Here is a 23740-nt window from a genome sequence, read left to right as displayed (position 1 = left end):
GGGTAACACCAAAACAAAAACGGCGAGCTTTCGCCCGCCGTTCTGAAATTCTGATCTGGTTGCTTGCAATCAGCTTCTGCCGAATTCGTCGACGAGGCGGATGATGTCGTCTTCGCCGAGATAGGAGCCGGTCTGCACTTCGATCAGCTCCAGCAGGATCTTGCCGGGGTTCGACAGACGGTGCACTTCGCCGAGCGGGATATAGACCGACTCGTTTTCGCGCAGCATCTGTACGTTTTCGCCGACCGTCACTTCGGCCGTGCCCTTGACGACGATCCAGTGCTCGGAGCGGTGGTGATGCTTCTGCAGCGACAGCTTCTTGCCCGGCAGCACGAAGATGCGCTTCACCTGGAAGCGCTCGCCGTTCAGCACGGAGGTATAGCCACCCCAGGGGCGGTAGGAGGTCGGGTGCGTCTCGGTGAGCTTGGCGGTCTTCTTCTCGCTTGCGAGCAGCTTCACGAGCTTGCCGACTTCCTGGCTGTCCTTGAGATGGCCGACATAGACTGCGTCTTCGCTGGCGATGACAGCGACGTCCTCAAGGCCCTGCACGGCGACATGAAGGCTGTGCGACATGACGAGCGAATTCTTCGTGTTGACCAGCGTCGTGGCCCCAGCCGACACGTTGCCGCTTTCGTCGCGGCTGCCGACTTTCCAGACCGCATCCCAGCTGCCGAGATCGGACCAGGTGAAGGGCGAGGGGACAACGGCGGCATTGGCCGTCTTTTCCATCAGCGCGTAGTCGATGGAAATGTCCGGGCTCTTGGAGAAATTGTCGGCGTCGAGGCGGGTAAAATCGAGGTCGCGCGTCGACTTGGAGACGGCCTTGCTGGCAGCCTTTTCAACTTCGGGCGCAAATTCCTTCATCTCGGCGAGAAGCTGGGCGGCCGAGAACATGAACATGCCGGAGTTCCAGTAGAAATGGCCGCTGGCAACCATCTCCTTGGCCTTGTCCAAGGCAGGCTTCTCGACGAAGCGCTTGACCGCATGGGCGCCGGTCGAGAGTGCCTTGCCGCTTTCGATGTAGCCGTAGCCGGTTGCCGGCTCCGTCGGCTTGATGCCGAAGGTGACGAGCTTACCCTGGAGCGCCGTGTCGCGCGCCAGGCGCACGCAATCGTAATAGGTCGTATTGGCGTCGATCTCGTAGTCGGAGCCGAGCACATGCATGATCGCGTCCTTGCCGAAGAGCTCGGTGACGAGCGCGGCGGCGGCGGCGACGGCAGCGGCGGTATTGCGGGCGATCGGTTCCAGCAGCACGGCGGCGAGCTTCAAGTCGAGTTCGCGGGCTTGCTCCGCGACGAGGAAGCGGAATTCCTCATTGGTCAGCACGATCGGCGCTTCGTAGAGCTCCGGATCGGCTACACGCTCCAACGTGTTCTGAAACAGCGTTCTGTCGCCGATGAACTGGATGAATTGCTTCGGGGCGGAAGCGCGCGACAGCGGCCACAGCCGCGTACCCTTGCCCCCGGCCATGATCACCGGAACGATCTTTGCTGCCATACTCTGCCTCTCCTAGACACTTCAACCGAGAGCCGACCGTCGAGAGCGCAACCGTTGCGCTTTCCGCCATGCTCCTTCGACAACGTTAATCGCCATTGCGATATTTTTTGGCAAAACGCTAGCGCTAATATGCCGACAACGTAAACATTCGGCGATCTTGGCGCGGAAATCCTGATGAAAGTCCGATGCGGGCGTCTTTCCGCGGGAGAGAGGCAGAATCGATAGACACAACCCTGCCCCTCACGATCCGCCGTGGCCACCAAGGCCGTGGCGATGATCATCAGCAGTCGGAGATTAAGCTTCTGCCCTGTCGTGCCGTTCATCGTGCACCGGCGCATGGTTGGGGCCATTGCGCCTGTTGTAGCGGATCGAGGACCAGAGCGAGATGCCGATCAGGGCCGCGCCGCCAAGGCCGGTGATGACTTCCGGGATATGCGTCAGCGTCTGCACGTACATGATTATCGAAAGAATCAGGATGGCGTAGAAGGCACCATGTTCGAGGTAGCGATAGTGAGCGAGCGTGCCCTTTTCCACCAGCATGATCGTCATGGAACGGACATACATGGCGCCGATGCCGAGGCCGATCGCGATGATGAAAAGGTTCTGGGTGAGGGCGAAAGCCCCGATGACGCCGTCAAAGGAGAAGCTGGCATCGAGGATTTCCAGATAGAGGAAAGCGCCGAAACCGCCCTTTGCCGCCGCGCTCATCGTCTTTTGCGAGGCATCCAGAAAGCCGGCCAGAACCTCCACGAGCAGGAAGGTCAGCAGGCCATAGATCGAGGCGTGCAGGAAGGTCGTGGCGTCATCGCCATCGAGCACCGAGGTGAAAATGAGAACCATGACCAGCACGAAGGCGATCTCAACGCCCTTGACGGTGGCGAAGTGCGCCATCCGCTTCTCAATGAAGCTGATCCAGTGCACGTCCTTTTCGTGATTGAAGAAATAGGTCAGGCCGACCATCATCAGGAACGTGCCGCCAAAGGCGGCGATCGGCAGATGCGCCGCCCGCATGATCTCGGCATATTGCTCGGGCCTGGTGGCGGCAAGCTTCAACGCTTCCCACGGATTGATCCAGGCCGCGATAGCGACGATCGCCAGTGGAAAGACGATCCGCATGCCGAAGACGGCGATGATGATGCCCCAGGTCAGGAAGCGATGCTGCCAGACCGGCGTCATTTCCTTCAGCTTGTTGGCATTGACGATGGCATTGTCGAAGGAAAGCGAGATTTCGAGCACGGCCAGGACGGCACAGATGAAGAAGGCCGTGGCAAGGCCGCTGAAGGTGCCGGTGGTGTTCCAGCCTAACAGAGCACCGAGGGCAAGGCCGCCGACGGTAACGGCAAAAGCCCAGCCGAAATAGCCGAGCACGGATTTTGAAGCGATGGGCGGGCTCATGGGCGCGCCTCGCCGCAAAGAAAGTGAATCCATCCGGATTGCGCGCATAGCCGCATACCGAAGACGGCATGCGGGTGAGGCATGGTCAAGCTGATCATGGAAGCGAAGTCCGCCGGCTCATCTGCAGGCGGTACCGACATCGCGAGAGCGCCGTGAAAACTCTCGCCAGAGGGGCCCGGCACCAAAGTTCAATCCGTCGCCGATGTCAGAGAGGCGCGGAGATACGCCATAGTTAGTGAAGTTGCGACACAGGTCAAGAGTTGAAATCGTGGTGACAACAACTGCCCTTGATAATTGAGAATTCGAGGAACCAAACGGAAAGGGCTGCGTTTGGCCTTCAGGCGATCTTGCGCCACCCGCCGCTCGAATACTGCAGCGGATCATCACCCCGACAACAGCGACAGACAGGAGAAGCTCCGATGAGCCCGACACCCATTCACCGCAAGTCGCAAGCGCAAAAACCGGAACTGACGGAACGGCAGAAGAAGGCGCGGCCGAATACGCTACGCCAAGCTCAGGTCCTGCCGCCGCATCAGGTGGATCTCACCCTGCACCCCGTAACACATGAGGATGTGCACGTTCCCGCTCATGTCAACGGAGCTGACCTGTCACGGGAAGCGCCGGCCGATGCCAATCATGGCCGGAAGCAAAAGAACACGCCACGCCATTAATGGGGGTGCTGGAACTCGGATGCCAGCCGTGCGGTGAACGACCGCTACTTGTGCCGAGGCGCTTTGCCGTCGGATGTGAAGCTGCCGTTGAAGCTCATTTCTGTCGATTTCGCCGAGCATTCGATGGCGACCGGTTTGCCGGCATAGGGGTTGGCGAAGGTGCAGGTGCCCTTCGCTTCCACTTTGCCAGAAATCTTGTTGCCCGCACCCGTCGAGATGACGTCGATCGGCAACTGCGCCGTCCCTTTCTGGCCGCCCGCCTTGATACCCTTGCCGTTGCCCTGGAAGCCAAGCATCTTGCCGCCGGATGTGAAGATGAATGTCACGGATCCATCGGGGCCGGTTACGCTGGCAATTTCGGCCTTGCACCCCTTGGAGGCATCGAGCTTGCCGACCACGAGCTTGGAGCATTTCCCACCAATGACGGTAACGCCTTTCGATGGGAAATCATCCACGGCGCCGGCCGAGGTTGCGGCCAAGACGGTCAATCCAAAAGCAATGCCTGCGAATCGCATAAGAGGGGCTCCTTTCAAGCCCGGGCAGATTCGCCGATCCAAATGTGGCAGTCAACCCGAAGCGGAGCGCAAACCCAACGCCCGCTAAAATCGCCCGGATTCACTCCGGGCGCTTCAACGTCTGACGTCACACGTCTCGCTGTCGCAAGGCCATCCGCAGTCCTTGCGCGATATGCATTAATGTTGTTGTTGTGCCGCTTCCGGGACAAGCGAGCCGATCAACTGCAGCAGGGCATTCTGGCGATTGCCGCCCCCGGCGAGGAATTCATAGAGGGTCATGCTCTTTTCGCTGCCGCCGTCGACGACATAATCCGCCTGGCGGATGACGTAGACCTCACCGCTTTCGGTATCGCGGGCGAGGTGAAACATATATTCGTCGCCATTGGACTTGTGGTTCTTGTAGAACTGCCGCTTCACCACCGTCATCTCGTCCTCCCGTATGATCGATGCGCTGATATGACAGTAGGATGACGGCGCGGCCGGAAGTCAAGCGACTTGTGGCAGGAACTTGTGTCGCAGGCTCCGTTCAACTCGCAATCGCAGCGAACAGCAGCATGTGATTGGCTATCTTTCAAAAGGCGATTATTCTCGACCTGCGCTCGAATTTTTCGGGACGCGGCTAGTTGGAGATCGAAGCACATGAGAATGATGTTAGCGCTGGGAGCGATTTTGAGCCTGGCATGCGTCTCTGCCGGTGAGGCGCCTTCGAATTACCAGACCTATCACGGCGGCATTCGCGCCGACAGCGATCCGGTGGTGCTGGCAAGATACGACAGGGCTCTCAATCGTTGCGAGCCTGAAGCCTATTCCTGGCGACGCGGATCGCCGGATGCAAACAGCACGCTCTATTGGCTGGCTCTCAGGGATTGCCTCTACCGCCAGGGCTTTGTCGATCGTGGCGTCTATGCCTATCCGACGACAGCGGTGTTCCGGCATTTTCTGGATCGGTGACAGACGTCAACCAGCTTCGGCTTTCGGCGAACCTTTAGGACCAGTCTGGGCCAAAGCAAACGCTGAAGTTTTGCGGATCGGTATGAAACTAAAAAGGCCTTTCGATTTCTCGAAAGGCCTTGCTTTTCAGCGAATTAGGATGGTGGGCGTGACAGGGATTGAACCTGTGACCCCTACGATGTCAACGTAGTGCTCTCCCGCTGAGCTACACGCCCATCCGATGGCGGCGCATAGATCACAAAACCTCGGTAGCCGTCAATAGGCTTTTTTCGGTTTTGTGACGTGGCCGCCGAAAGCCTTACGCAGCAAGGAGTTTGTTGACTTCGTCGACGAGTTCGCGAAGGTGAAAAGGCTTGGAAAGGACCTTCGCATCCTTCGGAGCCTTCGAATCGGGGTTCAAAGCGACGGCGGCAAAACCGGTGATGAACATCACCTTCAGGTCCGGATCGAGTTCGGTGGCGCGCCGCGCCAGCTCGATGCCGTCCATCTCCGGCATGACGATGTCAGTCAAAAGCAGCGAGAACGGCTCTTCGCGCAGCCGGTCGTAGGCGCTGGCTCCATTGTCAAAGGACAAGACCTTGTAGCCGGCTTTTTCGAGTGCCTTCACGAGAAAGCGACGCATGTCGTTGTCGTCTTCGGCAAGAAGTATCTTCTGGGTCATCATCTCTATCGCTAATCAACTTTGTCTTGTTGGACTCGTCCAGCGTTTAGGGTACCGCGGCGCCGTAAACAAGCCGTGAATGGTCAGCCAAAACGCGCCATTCCAGCATTTGTTCGAAGCATAGGTACATTCCACGAAAACGTCTTGCGTTTTCGCTGACCGGGCATCCGAGATTCCGAATACGGTGTTTTGGATTAAGGCCATTTCGCTCAAGTTACTATGGACTTGCGGTCATGCAACTGGCAACATGATTACTGCGACAAGTTGTTGACATGGTAAAGACGTTGATGTCCGCGGAAATGCGCAGTTTCGAGATTTTCGAGGTATTGGAGCCCGCCTCCCAGACGATACCGTTTGTCTACAGTTCGCCTCATAGTGGTCGCATTTACCCCCCCGATTTCGTCGCCCAATCCCGCCTGCAGGGTATCGCTATCCGCCGCTCCGAGGATCATTATGTCGACGAGCTTTTTTCGGCGGCGAGTTCTCTCGGTGCGCCGCTGCTGTTTGCCAATTTTCCGCGCGCCTATATCGACGTGAATCGCGAACCCTACGAGCTCGATCCGCGCATGTTCGACGGTGCCTTGCCATCCTATGCGAATATCAATTCGCTGCGGGTCGCCGGTGGTCTCGGCACGATCCCGCGAATCGTCGCCGAGAATATGGAGATCTATGCACGCCGCGTCCCGGTCGAGGATGCGTTGAAGCGAATCGACACCATCTACAAGCCCTACCATGCCACGCTGCGCCGCCTGATCGCGCGGACCCATGTCAAATTCGGTTTCGGCGTGCTGGTCGATTGTCATTCGATGCCGGGCAATATCCGTATCGCCGGCAGCAATGCCCGCCCGGATTTCATCCTTGGGGATCGCTACGGCACCAGCGCCTCGGCCGAGCTGTCGCGCGCCGCCATGCAGATCCTCGAGGAACTCGGCTTCAACGCCGTGCGCAACAAGCCCTATGCGGGCGGTTTCATCACCGAACATTACGGCCGACCCTCCCGCGGGCTGCATGCCCTGCAGATCGAGGTCAACCGTTCGCTCTATGTCGACGAAACGACGCTGGAGAAGCGCCCGGATTTCGACGAGGTCGCCGCTGCCATCACGCTTTTCATGAAGCGCATGGCCGAGCATGTGGAATCCTATACGGGCGATCCCGCACTGGCAGCGGAGTAAGACCTGCTCTGCGCCTGGCCTTCAGGCATGCTTCCGCGCAGCAACTTCCATTGAAGTGATGATGGTGGAGCCGTCAGCCGGCTGCGCGCGGTCGTGGGCGCGTCTATCGGCAAAGAGCTTCCGACCAAAAAAGAACCGCGCTTGTGGCGCGGCTAAGTCTAGGGAGGAAACACCCAAGGAGGGTATTTACAGTCGGAAGACTGCAGAGGGATGTTGCTACTGCACTGCACAAATGTCAAGCATTTTATTGCGGTGCAAAATATTTAGGCAAATTTGGAAATTGTGCCTGATCTGCAGGCATTGCGCCTGCCGCGTCATCATCCCGTTTGCTTCAAGGCCTATATGCGTTATGACATCGCCATCCCGTCACTTATCCGGATTGACCATGCTTCCCGATCGCTCGTTCTTCTATCGTCTGGCCGAAGCGGCCAAGGTCGAAACCCTGCCGCGCTTTCGTGCCGGCATCGATGTGGTCAACAAGGAAGCCAAGGGCTTCGATCCGGTGACGGAAGGCGACCGCGCTGCCGAAGAGGCGATTCGTGCGCTGATCGAGGCCGAATTTCCCGATCATGGTATTCTCGGCGAAGAGCATGGCAATATCGGGCTCGATCGAGAGCATGTCTGGGTAATCGACCCGATCGACGGTACGCGCGCCTTCATCTCGGGCGTCCCCGTCTGGGGAACGCTGATCGGCCTGCAGAAGAACGGCCGCGCCGTCATGGGCCTGATCGACCAGCCCTTCACCGGCGAGCGCTATTTTGCCGACGGCAATGGCGCCACCTATTCCGGTCCCGACGGCGAAAGGCGGCTCAAGGTCCGCGATTGCGGCAGTCTCTCGAATGCCATCCTCTTCACCACTTCGCCGCATCTTTTCCTCGGCGAGGAGCTCGCCAAATATCGCGAGATCGAAAGCCAGGTCCGGCTCTTCCGCTATGGCTGCGATTGCTATGCCTATGCGCTGCTCGCCGCGGGGCATATCGATCTCGTCATCGAGAATTCGCTGAAGCCCTACGATGTCGGCGGCATCATTCCGGTGGTCGAGCAGGCCGGCGGCATCATGACCACCTGGGATGGCGGCCGGCCGGAAATGGGCGGTACGATCATCGCAGCCGGCAGCCGCGCGGTTTACGAGCAGGCCCTGGCGATACTGTCTCGCTAAGCCGCTCAGGCCTCCGCTTCGATCTCGTAGGCATTGGTCTTGGCGTCGCTGCCTGGGATAAAGGCGTGGATCGCGGCGAGAGCCTGGTTGCGGTAGATATCCCGCTCCTGCAGGATTTCATGCTTGGCGCCGTGAACCGGGACCAGCTGGGCAGCGCGGAAATAGCGCGACAGTCGCTCCTGATCGGCGTAGGGCACCACGCCGTCGCGGGTCGGGGCGATCAGCACTGTCGGGATCTGAATCGAAAACAGATGCTCCGGCATGTTCACCCGCTCGATCGCCCGTAAGGCCTGCGATAGCCAGCGCGCCGTCGGCGGTCCCAGACAAAGCTGCGGATGGGTGGTGCCGATGCCGATGTTGCGCCGGTAGCGCTGCTCGTCCGTTGTCAACGGATTGTCGGCGAAGGATTTCTCTTTGAACTTCTTGCTAAACTGCATGCGGCCGAGACCGATGCCGTTGACCATCCCAGAGATAAAGCGGATCAGGCCGGGGGAGGCGCCGTGACCGGTGAGGCCGATGAAGGGTGCCGACAGCACCATGCGGTCGATACGGGTCGCAAGCCTCGGGGCGGCGGACAGGGCAATCAGCCCGCCCGTCGAATGGGCGAGGAGAAAGAAGGGCAGGCGGGTATCCGGCAGGACGATCTTGTCGAGGAAAGCAGTCAGATCCCGTTCATAGTCGGAAAAGCGGCCGATATGTCCGCACAAGGGATCCTTCAGCAGCCGCTCCGATCCACCCTGGCCGCGCAGGTCGAAGGTCGCAACCCAGAGGCCCTTAGCCGTCAGATCGCGAATCGTCTCGAAATACTTTTCCATGAATTCGTTGCGGCCCTGCAGCAGGACCACCGTTCCCGTCGCAACCGGCTGCTCGCAACGGAAGACGGCATAGCGCAGCTTGCGGCCGTCGAAACTTTCGAAGAATCCCTCGGTGCGGTTTTCCGGCACGGGATTATCTGCTGTGGAATAGAGGATCGAATCCATGACGGTGTCGCGCCTCGCTGACCAATGGCTTATCTCAAGGGGATAGCGCAGGTTGGAAGAATTGCAAATAGTTTGTGGCTTTTCTCGGCATGACAAACGGCCGGGAAGGGTTGAGCGAGAGATTGTCCGAATCAGCTCTTCGGTGCCGCACCGCGCCGTTCGAGCGCGGTCTTGCGGATGATGTCGGCGATCTCGGGGCTGCTGCTCGACAGCATCTGGAAATCCGACGAATAGAGGGACAGCAGCGAGACTTCCGTTGCGGCGCTGACAGTTGCCGAGCGGGGCTCGCCGGTGATCAGCGCCATCTCGCCGAAGAAGCTGCCGGAGCCGAGCTCAACAGGATTCGGCGTGGCGACGCTGACACGGCCCTCGACGATGAAGTACATCTGGTCGCCGGCCTCGCCCTTGCGGCAGATGATGCCGCCGGCCGGCACCACGCGAGGTCTCAGCGCCCTGACGATCTCTATGAGTGCGGCCGATCCGAGCTTCTGGAACAGCGGCACGGCGGCCACCAGCTGCCAATTGCGCACGAAGTCCTGACGACGGACTTCTTCGTAGAACCCGGTCGCGAGAATGCCGGCCCAGAGCGCGAAGATGCCGATTCCGCTCATCATGACCAACCCGGCTAGGATGCGGCCGGCGAAGCTCTGCGGAATCTCGTCGCCATAGCCTGTGGTCGAGAGCGTCGTCACGGCCCACCACATCGCAAGCGGGATGCTGCCGAACTTGTCAGGCTGGACGTCGCGTTCGATGATATAGGCCGCAAGAGCGGCCACGAACAACACGATGCCGAAGATCGAGGTGACGCCGATCAGGTTGCGCGCCTCTTTCGTCAGCACCCGGCCCAGCAGCCGGAAGAATGTGGAGCCGCGCAGCGGCTTCAAGAGCCAGATGGCGCAATAGAGGCTCTGGTCGCGTCCGCGGATGAACAGGAAAGCCAGCAGAGGGATGAGAACGGCAAGCACGTCGACGGCGATTTCCACTCCCGTGCCGCGAACATCTTTCGCCCGCTGCATGACCAGCGTCTCGATCAATTGGAAGACATAGGCCGCCCATACGCAGATGAGCACGATCTGCAAGGCGAGCCTGGTCTGTCCGGTGATGTCAGGCGTCGTCAGCGCCGCCACCGTCAACAGGCCGACTGCAGCGAGCACCGCGTTCAGCGATGTGAGAATCTTCGAGAAAGGAAGCACTGACATTCATTACCCCGGGTGGGCTGCCATCTATCTGAGAATAGGATGCCTTCTGTCCAAACGTAAAGGGCTGGCCGGACATGTCCAACAGCCGATATCCAGCGCCTCGCGATGTTATCGCTGGCCGACCTCAAGCGGAAAGCCCTTGAAAGGCTTGATCTCCTTGAGCACGAATGTCGTCTGCATCTCCTTGATGCGCGGCAGGCGACGCACCACCGCCATGGCGAAATCGGCATAGCTGTCGAGATCGGCGGCCACGACTTGCAGCAGGAAATCCGCGTCGCCGGCGATGCTGTAGCAGGCGACGACCTCGCTGAGCTTCAGCACATCGCGCGAGAATTCCTCGGCCTCCGCCTCGCTGTGGCTGTCGATCTTGACCCTGATGAAGGCAAGGACGCCGAGGCCGATCTGACGCCGGTCGAGAGCCGCCGTATAGCCCTGGATCACGCCGGTTTCTTCCAGCTGGCGCACGCGCCGCCAGCATGGCGAGGTCGAGAGCCCGACTTCGGACGACAGTGCCTGGTTGGTCAGGCGCCCGTCCTTCTGGAGTGCTCCAAGAATTCGCAAATCGATGGGTTCGAGGGTATCGGGCATGTCTGACCTCTTATCTGTAGCAATATGGTAAATCCTACCACTTATATCGATAGGACAGCAATAAAAGGTAAGATTATCCCGAATGCCGGAGATATCCTGCGATCCAATTCTATTAACAGCAGCAGGTCTCCATGCTTCCCGATATCCGTCTTGCCATCGTCGTCAATCCGGCACTGCCGCTTGGACTGGTCGCCAACACCGCCGGCGCCATCTCAATCGGGCTGGGTGCGAAGTTTCCCGCGCTTGCGGCGCGGCAATTGACCGATAGGGAGGGGCGCGCCATCGACATCAGTTCGAACATGCCCGTTCCGGTGCTGCAGGCGGATGGCGAGATTATCAGATCTCTTCTGCTGAAGGCCTTGCCGCAGCAGGACGACCGCGCGATCGTTCCCTTTCCCGCTTTCGCTCGCTCGCTCCACGATTACAGGGAGTATGAGGCGACGTTTCCAAATCGTGATCTTGCCGGCGAAGCGATCGACGGTCTCGGGCTGGTGGGACCTTCGAAATGGGTGAAGTCGCTCACCGGTTCACTGAAGCTGTTGCGGTAGCGATTTTGACGCCATTCCGGACGGAAGCCGCTTCACACTTTTCTTGAATTGCTTGGGGGATCCAAAAGAAAAAAGGCCGGCGTGCGGAGATAGAGAGATCCGCTTCGCCGGCCGAGCAAGGACTGAAGAAGAAGGGACGATACACTTCAGTCATCGGACGATGGTGTTCCGATGGTTTGGACGATAGGCCCGCCAGCCTGAACGGGTTCCGAACCATCCGTTCATCTGCGGTTCACGCAGTGATTTTCTGCAAAATAAGGGTTGCGGCACAGGGGGCTTGAACTCCGGAAAAGCGATCCCCATCTCAACTCTGCGGGTGCCAAACGGGCTCGCGGAATCGTCCCGAGGCCGCCAGGAGTGGGGTCATGGGACAAAAATTGAAATCGCAATTGTCGCTCACAGGAGGACTCCATGCGTCACGTAGACTTCTCTCCCCTTTATCGCTCCACCGTCGGTTTCGACCGCCTTTTCACCATGCTCGACAGCCTCGGCCAGCCGGATCAGGCGCAGACCTATCCGCCCTACAACATCGAGCGTACGGGTGAAAACACCTATCGCATCACCATGGCCGTTGCCGGTTTCGATGAAAAGGAACTGAGCATCGAGGCCCACGCCCATGTCCTTCAGGTCAAGGGCGAAAAGAGCGAAGAGCCGGCTGAGACCAGCGAATATCTCTATCGCGGTATCGCCAAGCGTGCTTTCGAGCGCCGTTTCCAGCTCGCCGATCATGTCGAGGTCCAGGCTGCATCGCTGAAGAATGGTTTGCTGCACATCGATCTGTTGCGCAACATTCCGGAAGCCATGAAGCCCCGTCGCATCTCCATTGCGGCCGAGCCCGTGGAAACCCCGAAGGCCATCGAGGCACATATAAACTAATCCGGACTGACGGTTGTTGGCCGTCATGTCCAGGCTGACGGCCTTGGGCCGTCATGCCTTTGATCCTCCCAAGATCAAAAAGAAGCGGCGCCTATCCAGGCGCCGCTTTTGTTTTAACCCGATGTCAACGGAGCTTAGGCTGCGTTTGTCGCTTCGCCCGTTTTCGTCCCCGCCTGTGCCTTCGCAGCCTCGCGCCGCTTGGCGGCATCGGCATATTTCTGGGCAAGCACGGCGCATGTCATCAGCTGGATCTGATGGAACAGCATGAGCGGCAGCACGATGGCGCCGATACCCTGGCCGGCGAAGATGACATTGGCCATCGGCACGCCGCTTGCCAGCGATTTCTTCGAGCCGCAGAAGGTGATGGTGATCTCATCGGCTTTTTCGAAACCGAGAGCACGGCTGCCGAACATGGTGATGCAGATTACCATCGCCAGAAGCACCATGTTGGCGACGATCACGGTGGCGATGTCGAGTACCGAAAATGTGTGCCACAGCCCTTCGACCACGGCTTCGCTGAAGGCGGAATAGACGACCATGAGGATCGAGCCGCGATCGACCGGCATCAGGATCTTCTTCTTCGAGCGAATCCAGTCGCCGATCCACGGCTGCAGCAGCTGGCCGGCGATGAAGGGGGCGAGCAACTGCAGCATGATCTGCCACAGAACATCCCAGGAAAAACCACCGCCCTGGCCGCCGACCGAAAAAAGGATGCCGACGAGCAGCGGCGTCAGGAACATGCCGAAGATATTAGAGGCCGACGCGGAGCAGATCGCGGCCGGCACATTGCCGCCGGCGATTGAGGTGAAGGCGATCGAGGACTGCACGGTCGAGGGCAGCACGCTCAAAAACAGCATGCCGGTATAGAGCGATACGGGCAGGATGCTGTTCGGGACGATATGGCCCATGGCCAGCACCAGGAGGGGAAAGATGCCGAAGGTCGTCAACAGGATGACGAGATGCAGCCGCCAGTGCAGCATGCCGGCGATGACGACATCGCGCGAGAGGCGCGCGCCATGCAGGAAGAACAAAAGGCCAATGGCGAAGTTGGTGGCAATGCCGAAATAGTGAGCGCTTGCCCCCTGCACCGGAAAGAAGGATGCCGTCAGAACGGTGAGCACCAGCAGCATGGTGAAGGTGTCTGGAAGAAAGCGGCGCATCGTGCCTACCCCAATCGCATTTGCAAGTCTTGATGATTACTCCTTGCAGATAGACCTATTGTGATCCACGATGCAAGGAATAACAGTTATCACAATATAGGATAAGCCGTGCTGGATCTCACGCAGTTGCGCAGCTTCGTCGCCGTCGAGCAGATGGGTAGCTTCACGCTGGCGGCGGAGCGTCTCGGGCTTGGGCAATCGACCGTCAGCCAGCATATACAGCGGCTGGAAGCCGAACTCGGGCGCAAGCTTTTGGCGCGCGATACGCATCGCGTCGTCCTGACCGGCGACGGCGAGGCATTGCTCGGTCATGCGCGCCAGATGCTGTCGATCGAGGGGGAGGTGCGGCAGCTCTTTGCCGGCAATAGCCTGCGCGGCAGCCTTCGTCTCGGCGTTTCCGAGGATTTCGTCACCAGCCAGCTTCCGGACGTTCTTGAGGAATTCGTTCGCTCGCATCCGTCCGTCGATCTCGAGCTGACGGTCGCGCTCAGCGGCGTGCTTTATGAAATGCAGGACAATGGTGATCTGGATCTCGTGCTTGCCAAGCGCCGGCTCGGGGATGTCAGGGGCAAGCTCGTCTACCGCGAGCCGCTGGTCTGGCTGGCGCGCGATCCGGAGCGCATTCGCAAGCTGGCAGGGCCGCTGCCGCTGATCGCCTTTCCCACGCCGAGCGTTACCCGCGCGGTGGCGCTGGAGGCGCTCCGCCGGCAGCAGATGCCGTGGCGGATTGTCTGCACCTGCGGCAGCCTCAGCGGTTTGACGGCGGCGGCGCGTGCCGGCATGGGCGTCCTTGTGCAACCGAAGAGTACAGCGCCAGCCGGACTGATGGAGATCGCGTCGGGTTGGCTGCCTATCCTCGAAGATGTGGAATTCGTCCTTGTGCCGCGCAAAGGTGCGGACCAGCTTTTGGTCAAGGCGCTCTCGGACGATATACTCGCGAAGGTCAGGGGGCCGCGATCAAGTTAACGACGAAGTCGTCTATCAGGCATCGTTAAAATTCTTTTCCGATCATGTGGATGAGATCGGAATTTATTTTGCCGGCTGCCATTTCTCTTTTTCCGCTGCACTCGATTTCAGGCGGAAGTCAGCTTGTTCTGCTATCTCCGGTGGCGATGGGTGAATTGCGGGGGGATAGTCGTTCCGATGACATATGGTGCCATCTTCATTTCCGGACTTGTCGCCTGCGTCGTGGCAATGACGATGATCGTACATCATGCACCAGCGTCCGATCGCGACGATCTATCAAACTTCGCAATAATCGCCCATCGGAATTAAAACTGACCCCTTGCCGCTATTGAGAGCGCCGTCCGGCTGCAACCGGCTCCGGCGCTCGCTTTTTCATTTGGGTTAAGCCAGGCAGGCGAGGAAATTTGCCACATCGGCCTCGGTCGTGGCGAAGCTGGTGACAAGGCGGATCAGCGCCTCATCGTTGCCGACGAGATCCGGCTGCGATTCCGGGATCGGCCATTCGTAGAACTTCGCGCCCTTGTCCTCCGCTGTCTTGGCGGAGGACTTTGGTATGATCGCGAAGATCTCGTTCGAAACCGTCGGCCAGGCGAGACGAGCGCCGCGGGTCTTTTCAAGGCCGGCGCGCAGCCGACCGGCCATGCTGTTGGAATGGCGGGCAAGGTCGAGCCAGAGGCCGTCCTGGAAATAGCCGTCGAACTGGGCGGCGATGAAGCGCGATTTGGAGAAAAGCTGGGCGGCGCGCTTGCGGATGAAGTGCATCTCCTTGGCCTTCTCCGGATCGAAGAAGACGATCGCCTCGGCGCACCAGCAGCCGTTCTTCGTGCCGCCGAAAGAGAGGATGTCGACGCCGCGCTTCCACGTCATCTCGGCCGGGCTTGCGCCAAGTGCGACCAGCGCGTTGGCGAAACGCGCGCCATCCATATGCAGCGGCAGATCGTTCGCCTTGGTGATAGAGGCGATGGCGTCGATCTCATCCAGCGAATAGACCGTGCCGATTTCCGTTGCCTGCGTGATCGTCACCGCGGCAGCGCGGCCATGATGCACGGCATCCTGCGGGAAGCGGGCGATCTTGGTGGCGAGCGCCTTGGGATCGATCTTGCCGAGAGCACCGTCGACGGTCGCAAGACGCGCGCCGCTGAAGAAATCGGGCGCACCGCACTCGTCTTCGGCGACATGCGCCTCGGTATGGCAGAAGCTGATGCCACCAGGCTTCTGGACGCTGGCAAGCGACAGCGAATTGGCGGCCGTACCCGTTGCAACGAAGAAGACGGCGACCTCGCGCTCGAAAATGTCAGCGAACTTGGCTTCGACACGCTGGTCGAGCTCGCTTGTGCCGTAAGCGGAGGCAAAGCCACTGGACTCAGCGAGCAGACGTTCGGCGACTTTGGAATGGGCGCCGGCCCAGTTATCGGAAGCAAAGAACATGGAAATGCACCAGATGAAGGATTGAATTGCGGCTAGACTAGATAGGGTTGGCCGGACATTACGCCAATGCAAAAACCTATCAAGAGCGTGAGTTTGAAGAATGCATCACAGAAATTGATTGGCGCAATCAACAAATAAAATGATGCGCCGCAGCGAAACTTTATTGCTCGATTTATGCAACAAAGGCAATCTTCCGTCTTTCGTTGACGAAATTTTGCCGTTTTGCTCTTGCGAAGGCTTAAGCTTTCTGGCATAGAGCTGATGAATTAGGACAGTGTTGCTGTCCTATTTTGGCCGCCAAGGCCGAAGATGCGCTAGAGGGTCCTGACGATGTCGGGATTTCGAGCTATAGTTACCGGGAGCATGCCCTTTCCAGTCTTTCGAGGCGGCGGGCAATGCGGCGGTGGAATAGCAGGGCGCGAAACGCTGACGACGGGTTCCACTCAATGGGGCCACGGTTCGCGGCCGGATCTTCACAATGCAACAGCGCTGTCGCGCGTCGGCCCCGGAAACGGACCGCGCGGGACGAAGGAGCGCCCGCGACGCGGGCCTTATCGGAGGGAAGACCATGACGAACAGGACGACGTTTACGAGTTTTGACCAGACCGCTGCAGCCAATGCTGCCGCGACGGCCAAGACGTCGAAACGCGCTGTTGGCATCCCGCCGAAACAGGGCCTTTACGATCCGCGCAACGAGCATGACGCCTGCGGCGTCGGCTTCGTCGCGCACATGAAGGGCCAGAAGTCGCACCAGATCGTGCGCGACGGCCTGTTCATCCTCGAGAACCTGACGCATCGCGGTGCCGTCGGTGCCGATCCGCTGATGGGCGACGGCGCGGGCATTCTCGTGCAGATCCCCGACCGCTTCTTCCGCGAGGAAATGGCCAAGCAGGGCGTTATCCTTCCGAAGGCCGGCGAGTATGGCGTCGGCCATTTCTTCCTGCCGCGCGACGAAGCGCTGATCGAGCATTTCAAGACCGCCATCACGCAGGTCGTTGCCGAGGAAGGCCAGGTTCTGCTCGGCTTCCGCGACGTGCCGGTCGACAATTCCTCGCTGTCGAAGGCGCCTGATATTGCCGCCACCGAGCCGCATCATGTGCAGGTCTTCATCGGCGCTGGCCGCGACGCGGGCACGAACGAGGAGTTCGAGCGCCGCCTCTTCACCCTGCGCAAGGTGATCTCCAACCGCATCTATGCGGAATATGAGGGCGAGGAGAGCAGCTTCTACCCGGTCTCGCTGTCGAGCTCGACCATCGTCTACAAGGGCATGTTCCTCGCCTATCAGGTCGGCGCCTATTATAAGGACCTCTCCGATCCGCGTTTTGAGACGGCGGTTGCGCTTGTGCACCAGCGTTTCTCGACCAACACCTTCCCGTCGTGGAAGCTTGCGCATCCCTATCGCATGGTCGCCCATAACGGCGAAATCAACACGCTGCGCGGCAACGTCAACTGGATGGCTGCCCGCCAGGCGTCGGTCTCCTCGCCGCTGTTCGGCGAAGATATCTCCAAGCTCTGGCCGATCTCCTATGAGGGGCAGTCGGACACGGCCTGTTTCGACAACGCGCTCGAATTCCTCGTGCGCGGCGGCTATTCCATGGCGCACGCCATGATGATGCTCATCCCCGAGGCATGGGCCGGCAACCAGCTGATGGCTGCCGAGCGCAAGGCATTCTACGAGTATCATGCCGCCCTGATGGAGCCGTGGGATGGTCCCGCCGCCGTCGCCTTCACCGATGGCAAGCAGATCGGCGCGACGCTCGACCGTAACGGCCTGCGTCCGGCCCGCTATCTCGTCACCAGCGACGATCGTATCATCATGGCATCCGAAGCCGGCGTTCTGCCGGTTGAGGAAGAGAAAATCATCCAGAAGTGGCGCCTGCAGCCGGGCAAGATGCTGCTGATCGACATGGAAAAGGGCCGCATCATCTCCGACGACGAGGTGAAATCGGAACTGTCGAGCAAGCATCCCTATCGCAGCTGGCTCAACCGCACGCAGCTGATCTTGGAAGACCTGAAGCCGGTGGAGCCGCGCGCGCTGCGCCGCGACGTGTCGCTGCTCGACCGCCAGCAGGCTTTCGGCTACACGACGGAAGACACCAAGCTGCTGATGTCGCCGATGGCGACGACCGGTCAGGAAGCTGTCGGCTCGATGGGCACGGATACGCCGATCTCGGCCATGTCCGACAAGCCGAAGCTGCTCTACACCTACTTCAAGCAGAACTTCGCGCAGGTGACGAACCCGCCGATCGATCCGATCCGCGAGGAGCTGGTCATGAGCCTCGTGTCGTTCATCGGCCCGCGCCCGAACCTGCTTGACCATACCGGCATGGCCAACGCCAAGCGTTTGGAAGTGCGCCAGCCGATCCTGACCAACGGCGATCTCGAAAAGATCCGCTCGATCGGCCACACCGAGGATCGCTTCGACACCAAGACGCTCGATTTCACCTACGATGTCGAACGCGGCGCCGAAGGCATGCCCGAGATGCTCGATCGTCTCTGCGAGCGGGCGGAAGCGGCCGTTCGCGGCGGCTACAACATCATCGTGCTTTCCGACCGCCAGATCGGACCGGACCGCATCGCGATCCCGGCGCTGCTGGCAACGGCTGCCGTGCACCATCACCTGATCCGCAAGGGTCTGCGTACCTCGGTCGGCATCGTCGTCGAAACCGGCGAGCCGCGCGAAGTGCATCATTTCTGCCTGCTGGCCGGTTATGGTGCGGAAGCGATCAACCCCTACCTCGCCTTCGACACGCTGCTCGACATGCATCAGCGTGGCGAATTCCCGAAGGAAGTGGACGCGACCGAAGTCGTCTACCGCTACATCAAGGCTGTCGGCAAAGGCATCCTCAAGGTCATGTCGAAGATGGGCATCTCGACCTATCAATCCTATTGCGGCGCGCAGATCTTCGATGCCGTGGGCCTGCAGCAGGAGCTGGTCGACCAGTACTTCTTCGGCACGGCGACCATGATCGAGGGCATCGGCCTCGAGACGATCGCCGAGGAAACCGTTGCCCGTCACAAGTCGGCTTTCGGCCGCGATCCGCTGCTGGCAAGCACGCTCGACATCGGCGGCGAATATGCCTACCGCATGCGCGGCGAAAGCCACGCCTGGACGCCGGACGCCGTGGCAGCACTTCAGCATGCCGTGCGTGGGAATGCCGAGGACCGTTATCGCGAATTCTCCGAAATGGTCAATGAATCGGCGCTTCGGATGAACACGATCCGCGGCCTCTTCAAGATCAAGGGCGCGGATGCGCTCGGCCGCAAGCCGATCTCGGTCGACGAGGTCGAGCCGGCTGCCGATATCGTCAAGCGCTTCTCGACGGGCGCCATGTCCTTCGGCTCGATCAGCCGTGAGGCACATACGACGCTGGCAATCGCCATGAACCGCATCGGCGGCAAGTCGAACACCGGCGAGGGCGGCGAGGAAGCCGACCGTTACATGCCGCTCTTCGACGGCTCGCCGAACCCGGAACGCTCCGCCATCAAGCAGATCGCCTCCGGCCGCTTCGGCGTGACGACCGAATATCTGGTCAATGCCGATGTGCTGCAGATCAAGGTCGCGCAGGGTGCCAAGCCCGGCGAAGGCGGCCAGCTGCCCGGTCACAAGGTCGATGCCACCGTCGCCAAGACCCGGCACTCTACGCCGGGCGTCGGCCTCATCTCGCCGCCGCCGCACCATGACATCTATTCGATCGAAGATCTGGCACAGCTGATCTACGACCTGAAGAACGTCAACCCGACCTCGGATGTGTCGGTCAAGCTCGTCTCGGAAGTCGGCGTCGGCACGGTTGCCGCCGGCGTTGCCAAGGCGCGCGCCGATCACATCACGGTTTCGGGTTATGACGGCGGTACCGGTGCTTCGCCGCTGACTTCGCTGAAGCATGCGGGTTCGCCTTGGGAAATCGGTCTTGCGGAGACCCAGCAGACGCTGGTGCTGAACGGGCTGCGCTCGCGCATCGCCCTGCAGGTGGATGGCGGTCTGAAGACCGGCCGCGATGTCATCATCGGAGCGCTGCTCGGTGCCGACGAATTCGGCTTTGCCACCGCGCCGCTGATTGCGGCCGGCTGCATCATGATGCGCAAGTGCCACCTCAACACCTGTCCGGTTGGCGTCGCCACCCAGGATCCGGTCCTGCGCAAGCGCTTCAAGGGCGCGCCGGAGCATGTCATCAACTACTTCTTCTTCGTGGCCGAAGAAGTGCGCGAGATCCTCGCCTCGCTTGGCGTTGCCAAGCTGGATGACATCATCGGCGCTTCCGAGCTTCTGGAAAAGGACGACATGCTCGCCCACTGGAAGGCGAGGGGCCTCGATTTCAGCCGCATCTTCCACAAGGTCGATGCGCCGAAGGAAGAGACCTACTGGACCACGGTGCAGAAGCACCCGATCGACGACATTCTCGACCGCAAGATGATCGAGAAGGCGGAGCCGGCGCTCTCTTCCAAGACGCCTGTCGCCTTCGAAGTCGACATCAAGAACGTCGACCGTTCGGCTGGCGCCATGCTGTCGGGCGCGGTTGCCAAGCGCTATGGCCATCGCGGCCTGAAGGACGACACGATCAACGTCACCCTGAAGGGCACGGCGGGCCAATCCTTCGCAGCCTTCCTGGCACGGGGCGTCACCTTCAACCTGATCGGCGACGGCAACGACTATGTCGGCAAGGGCCTTTCGGGCGGCCGCATCATCATCCGTCCGCCGGAAAATTCGAAGATCGTTGCCGAAAACTCGATCATCGTCGGCAATACCGTGCTCTACGGCGCAACCGAGGGCGAGTGCTACTTCCGCGGTGTCGCGGGTGAGCGCTTCGCGGTCAGAAACTCCGGCGCGATCGCTGTCGTCGAAGGCGTCGGCGATCATGGCTGCGAATACATGACCGGCGGCGTCGTCGTTGTGCTCGGCGAAACCGGCCGCAACTTCGCGGCCGGCATGTCGGGCGGCGTTGCCTATGTTCTCGACGAGAAGGGCGATTTCGCTCGTCGCTGCAACATGGCGATGGTCGAGCTGGAGCCGGTTCCCGAAGAGGACGAGCTGCTGGAGAAGCTGCATCATCACGGTGGTGACATCATGCACAAGGGACGTGTCGACGTCTCCGATGACATGACGCGCCATGACGAAGAGCGTCTCTTCCAGCTGATTTCGAACCACTTCCACTACACGGGCTCGACGCGAGCCAAGGAGATCCTCGATCACTGGGCCGACTATCGCCCGAAATTCCGCAAGGTCATGCCGGTCGAATACCGCCGCGCCCTTGAGGAAATGGAGCGCAGCCGGATGAGCGTGGCGGCGGAGTAATCCGCCCCGGTTCTCAAACCAGTCGAGGGTTTCGCCTCGCATTGCGATCGCCGTCATAGCGATCGCGACTGTCGAACAGCGGAATCGGATTTGAATTAAAGTGCCGGACAGGGAAACCGAGATGACCCTCAGGCACGGGAGCCATGAGCTCCTCTTTTAGAGTGAGGAAACGAAAGCATGGGCAAGGTAACAGGCTTCTTGGAGATCGATCGGCAGGTGGCGAAGTATCAGCCGGCGTCGGATCGCATCCGGCATTTCCGTGAATTCACGATCCCCATGTCGGACCCGGAAGTGCAGAAACAGGCAGCCCGCTGCATGGACTGTGGCATTCCCTATTGCCACGGCCCGACCGGCTGCCCGGTGCACAATCAGATCCCCGATTGGAACGACCTCGTTTACAACAACAACTGGGAACAGGCGATCCACAACCTGCATTCGACCAACAACTTCCCGGAATTCACCGGCCGTGTTTGCCCCGCCCCTTGCGAGGAAGCCTGCACGCTGAACCTGGAAGATGCACCGGTCGCCATCAAGACCGTGGAGCAGGCGATCGCCGACAAGGCGTATGAGCTCGGCTTCATCCGGCCGCAGCCGGCAACCGTGCATACGGGCAAGAAAGTCGCGATCATTGGCTCCGGTCCTGCCGGCATGGCAGCGGCTCAACAGCTCGGCCGCGCAGGTCACGACGTTCATCTCTACGAGCGCGAAAGCAAGGCCGGCGGCCTGCTGCGCTACGGCATTCCGGACTTTAAGATGGAGAAGAACTTCATCGACCGCCGCGTCGAGCAGATGAAGGGCGAGGGCGTCACCTTCCATTGCGGCGTCAATGTCGGCGTTGACGTGAAGATGGAGCAGCTTCTGGCAGACTATGATGCCGTGCTCTATTGCGGCGGCTCGGAAACCCCGCGCGAAGCCGGCATTCCCGGCACGACGCTCGCAGGCGTCCATGATGCCATGCCTTATCTCGTGCAGCAGAATCGCCGCGTCGGCCGCGAAAGCATCGACAGCGTCGGCTGGCCTGCCGATCCGATCCTTGCCGGTGGCAAGCACATCGTCGTCGTCGGCGGTGGCGATACGGCGTCCGACTGCGTCGGCACGGCATTCCGCCAGGGTGCGGTGAAGGTGACGCAGCTCGACATTCGTCCGCAGCCGCCGGAAAAGGAAGACAAGCTCGCCGTATGGCCGTTCTGGGCGACGAAGATGCGCACCTCTTCCTCGCAGGCCGAAGGTGCCGTCCGCGAATTCCAGGTTGCGACACTTGAATTCATCGGCGAAGACGGCGTGTTGACCGGCGTGAAGTGCTGCGAAGTGGATGAGCGCCGCAAGCCGATTGCCGGCACGGAATTCGTCATCCGCGCCGATCTCGCCTTCATCGCCATCGGCTTCCGCGGCCCGTTCACCGACAGCGTGCTCAAGGAACTCGACGGCAAGCTGACTGTGAATACCGACCGCCGCGGCTCGACCAACGTCGTTGCCAACGACAAGGACTACAAGACCTCGGTCGACAAGCTCTGGACCGCCGGCGACATTCGCCGCGGCCAGTCGCTGGTGGTCTGGGCGATCCGCGAGGGCCGCCAGGCCGCCCGCGCCATCGATGAGGCTCTGATGGGTTCGACGGTTCTGCCGAACTGAGCTTTACCGCTATTTTCCTGCAATGATCGAAGGTCGGGTTCGTAATGAACCCGGCCTTTGTCGTTATCGGCTTGTGTCGTTATCGGCTTGCGGCGACGTTCCAGTTGTAGATGCAGCGGTCGAGGCCGATGGCGATTTCCAGCACTGCAACCTCGTGGTCTATCGCAGGCCCTTTCTTCGGCTGGCTGCGGTAGCGCTGAGGGAAGTCCGTGCGTTTTGAAATCGAGCAGACCTCCATCCATTTGTCGCCGTTGTCGACCTCGATATCCATGGTGATCTCAGAATAGGCCGGAACGCGATCGGACGGCACGATCCGCGTTGGCAGATGGATGACCGAGGCGATCATCCGGCGAACCGGTTCCAGCGAGGCGGCATGGTAGTCGTTACCGCTGTCTGCGGTGAAAGCGCATTGGAATTCGAGCTGCCAGAATTCCTTGAGCCGCACATGCTTGCTCGGTTGATCCTGTTCGCGGCGATAGGATTTCCCGGCCTGCCAGACGCATAAGGGCAACCTTGTTTTCGAATGATTTCCGAGAAGATGCTGCATGTAGACATAGGTAGACGGTGTCGTTTCGGGGCGCAGCGCGAGTTCGGCCTCGGTGTCCGACATTCGCTCCTGTACCCATATGTCCGTGTTGGAATAGGCGTCCGAGACGAGGTTTCGCGGCACCAGGGTCGGGGCCTCGACCCTACGCATATCCCAGGCGGGATTTGCCGATCGCAGGAAGTTTGCGACTTCGTCGGAAAAGAAGCGGATGAAGTCGTCGCGTAGCCGGATGTCCCGCTCTTCCCAATGAACGAGCGAATTGACGTTATAGATATTGAGCACGTGCCATTCTCCATGGGCAACGTTGATGTTCTGAGGTGAGGGCTTTACGTCCAGCAGCCGCCGGACGCATCAATGCCTCCGGCTGTCACGACTGGACGCGGAGACCTCGGCCGGAGAAAGCGCGCACAATCGCAGCCTGCGGGCAGGTGCGGTAACGATCGAATTGATCTGCGCTTTTGGTGCTCATGCGGTTCTTTTATTGGCGGGGCGGGGCCTTGTC

20 protein-coding genes and 1 tRNA gene are annotated in these 23740 nt (G+C 60.1%); 9 read left to right on the top strand and 12 right to left on the bottom strand.

The window, feature by feature from the left end:
- Positions 1-69 precede the first annotated feature (69 nt).
- Together ABOK31_RS12875 and ABOK31_RS12870 are read right to left on the bottom strand one after the other, a co-directional pair.
- Positions 70-1497, bottom strand: coding sequence for a mannose-1-phosphate guanylyltransferase/mannose-6-phosphate isomerase (locus tag ABOK31_RS12875; protein WP_174176885.1), 1428 nt, complete (start codon positions 1495-1497; stop codon positions 70-72).
- 294 nt (positions 1498-1791) lie between these two features.
- The gene (locus ABOK31_RS12870) at positions 1792-2892 is read right to left on the bottom strand and encodes a DUF475 domain-containing protein (RefSeq protein WP_349956285.1); all 1101 of its coding nucleotides are present in this window, start codon (positions 2890-2892) and stop codon (positions 1792-1794) included.
- A 419-nt stretch (positions 2893-3311) separates the two neighbouring features.
- Between ABOK31_RS12870 and ABOK31_RS12865 the strand changes: the two genes are divergently transcribed.
- Positions 3312-3563, top strand: a complete 252-nt coding sequence (locus tag ABOK31_RS12865; RefSeq protein WP_174176881.1) for a hypothetical protein — start codon at positions 3312-3314, stop codon at positions 3561-3563.
- 44 nt (positions 3564-3607) lie between these two features.
- Here ABOK31_RS12865 and ABOK31_RS12860 read toward each other — a convergent pair whose 3' ends face one another.
- Together ABOK31_RS12860 and ABOK31_RS12855 are read right to left on the bottom strand one after the other, a co-directional pair.
- A complete protein-coding gene (locus ABOK31_RS12860) occupies positions 3608-4078 on the bottom strand; it encodes a hypothetical protein (protein ID WP_174176879.1) in 471 nt (156 codons plus the stop codon).
- Between the two features lie 177 nt (positions 4079-4255).
- Positions 4256-4504: a hypothetical protein gene (locus ABOK31_RS12855; RefSeq protein ID WP_174176877.1), complete on the bottom strand. Its 249-nt coding sequence runs from the start codon at positions 4502-4504 to the stop codon at positions 4256-4258.
- Positions 4505-4717: 213 nt separating this feature from the next.
- Here ABOK31_RS12855 and ABOK31_RS12850 point away from each other — a divergent pair, with 213 nt between their 5' ends.
- A complete protein-coding gene (locus tag ABOK31_RS12850) occupies positions 4718-5029 on the top strand; it encodes a hypothetical protein (protein WP_174176875.1) in 312 nt (103 codons plus the stop codon).
- Between the two features lie 140 nt (positions 5030-5169).
- Here the strand turns inward: ABOK31_RS12850 and ABOK31_RS12845 are convergent.
- Positions 5170-5244, bottom strand: a tRNA-Val gene (locus ABOK31_RS12845).
- 83 nt (positions 5245-5327) lie between these two features.
- Complete coding sequence (gene cpdR1, locus ABOK31_RS12840; protein WP_004117561.1) at positions 5328-5690, bottom strand: response regulator CpdR1; 363 nt, start codon at positions 5688-5690, stop codon at positions 5328-5330.
- Between the two features lie 272 nt (positions 5691-5962).
- Here cpdR1 and ABOK31_RS12835 point away from each other — a divergent pair, with 272 nt between their 5' ends.
- Together ABOK31_RS12835 and hisN are read left to right on the top strand one after the other, a co-directional pair.
- Positions 5963-6862 carry an N-formylglutamate amidohydrolase gene (locus ABOK31_RS12835; RefSeq protein ID WP_234910313.1) on the top strand — a complete coding sequence of 300 codons (900 nt, stop codon included), beginning with the start codon at positions 5963-5965 and terminating at the stop codon, positions 6860-6862.
- A gap of 385 nt (positions 6863-7247) precedes the next feature.
- Entirely contained in the window at positions 7248-8021 is a 774-nt protein-coding gene (gene hisN, locus ABOK31_RS12830) for a histidinol-phosphatase (protein ID WP_349956284.1), read from the top strand.
- Positions 8022-8026: 5 nt separating this feature from the next.
- Here hisN and ABOK31_RS12825 read toward each other — a convergent pair whose 3' ends face one another.
- From ABOK31_RS12825 to ABOK31_RS12815, 3 genes are all read right to left on the bottom strand, one after another.
- Positions 8027-9001 (bottom strand): alpha/beta hydrolase, encoded by a 975-nt coding sequence (locus ABOK31_RS12825; protein ID WP_349956283.1) that lies wholly within the window; start codon positions 8999-9001, stop codon positions 8027-8029.
- A gap of 131 nt (positions 9002-9132) precedes the next feature.
- Positions 9133-10200: a cyclic nucleotide-gated ion channel gene (locus ABOK31_RS12820; RefSeq protein WP_174176869.1), complete on the bottom strand. Its 1068-nt coding sequence runs from the start codon at positions 10198-10200 to the stop codon at positions 9133-9135.
- Positions 10201-10308: 108 nt separating this feature from the next.
- Positions 10309-10788 carry an Lrp/AsnC family transcriptional regulator gene (locus ABOK31_RS12815; protein ID WP_174176867.1) on the bottom strand — a complete coding sequence of 160 codons (480 nt, stop codon included), beginning with the start codon at positions 10786-10788 and terminating at the stop codon, positions 10309-10311.
- 131 nt (positions 10789-10919) lie between these two features.
- Here ABOK31_RS12815 and ABOK31_RS12810 point away from each other — a divergent pair, with 131 nt between their 5' ends.
- Both ABOK31_RS12810 and ABOK31_RS12805 read left to right on the top strand, forming a co-directional pair.
- Complete coding sequence (locus tag ABOK31_RS12810) at positions 10920-11336, top strand: DUF2000 domain-containing protein (RefSeq protein WP_349956282.1); 417 nt, start codon at positions 10920-10922, stop codon at positions 11334-11336.
- 411 nt (positions 11337-11747) lie between these two features.
- Positions 11748-12212 (top strand): Hsp20 family protein, encoded by a 465-nt coding sequence (locus ABOK31_RS12805; RefSeq protein WP_015341097.1) that lies wholly within the window; start codon positions 11748-11750, stop codon positions 12210-12212.
- Positions 12213-12346: 134 nt separating this feature from the next.
- Here ABOK31_RS12805 and ABOK31_RS12800 read toward each other — a convergent pair whose 3' ends face one another.
- Positions 12347-13372, bottom strand: a complete 1026-nt coding sequence (locus ABOK31_RS12800; protein ID WP_174176863.1) for a bile acid:sodium symporter family protein — start codon at positions 13370-13372, stop codon at positions 12347-12349.
- A 108-nt stretch (positions 13373-13480) separates the two neighbouring features.
- Here ABOK31_RS12800 and ABOK31_RS12795 point away from each other — a divergent pair, with 108 nt between their 5' ends.
- On the top strand, positions 13481-14338 hold the full coding sequence (locus tag ABOK31_RS12795) for a LysR family transcriptional regulator (protein ID WP_349956281.1): 858 nt from the start codon (positions 13481-13483) through the stop codon (positions 14336-14338).
- Between the two features lie 381 nt (positions 14339-14719).
- Here the strand turns inward: ABOK31_RS12795 and ABOK31_RS12790 are convergent, their stop codons facing one another.
- Positions 14720-15766 carry a low specificity L-threonine aldolase gene (locus tag ABOK31_RS12790; protein ID WP_174176859.1) on the bottom strand — a complete coding sequence of 349 codons (1047 nt, stop codon included), beginning with the start codon at positions 15764-15766 and terminating at the stop codon, positions 14720-14722.
- A 568-nt stretch (positions 15767-16334) separates the two neighbouring features.
- Between ABOK31_RS12790 and gltB the strand changes: the two genes are divergently transcribed.
- Complete coding sequence (gene gltB / locus ABOK31_RS12785) at positions 16335-21059, top strand: glutamate synthase large subunit (protein WP_174176857.1); 4725 nt, start codon at positions 16335-16337, stop codon at positions 21057-21059.
- A gap of 177 nt (positions 21060-21236) precedes the next feature.
- Entirely contained in the window at positions 21237-22691 is a 1455-nt protein-coding gene (locus tag ABOK31_RS12780) for a glutamate synthase subunit beta (RefSeq protein ID WP_174176855.1), read from the top strand.
- Between the two features lie 79 nt (positions 22692-22770).
- On the opposite strand, the gene ABOK31_RS12775 is transcribed toward ABOK31_RS12780, so the two are convergent.
- On the bottom strand, positions 22771-23520 hold the full coding sequence (locus tag ABOK31_RS12775) for an aminoacyl--tRNA ligase-related protein (protein WP_349956280.1): 750 nt from the start codon (positions 23518-23520) through the stop codon (positions 22771-22773).
- Positions 23521-23740 lie beyond the last annotated feature (220 nt).

This window comes from Rhizobium sp. ZPR4, assembly GCF_040215725.1.
Classification (GTDB): Bacteria; Pseudomonadota; Alphaproteobacteria; order Rhizobiales; family Rhizobiaceae; genus Rhizobium; species Rhizobium rhizogenes_D.
Note: the sequence above shows the minus strand (reverse complement) of the source record. Positions and strands in the feature narration are given on the sequence as shown.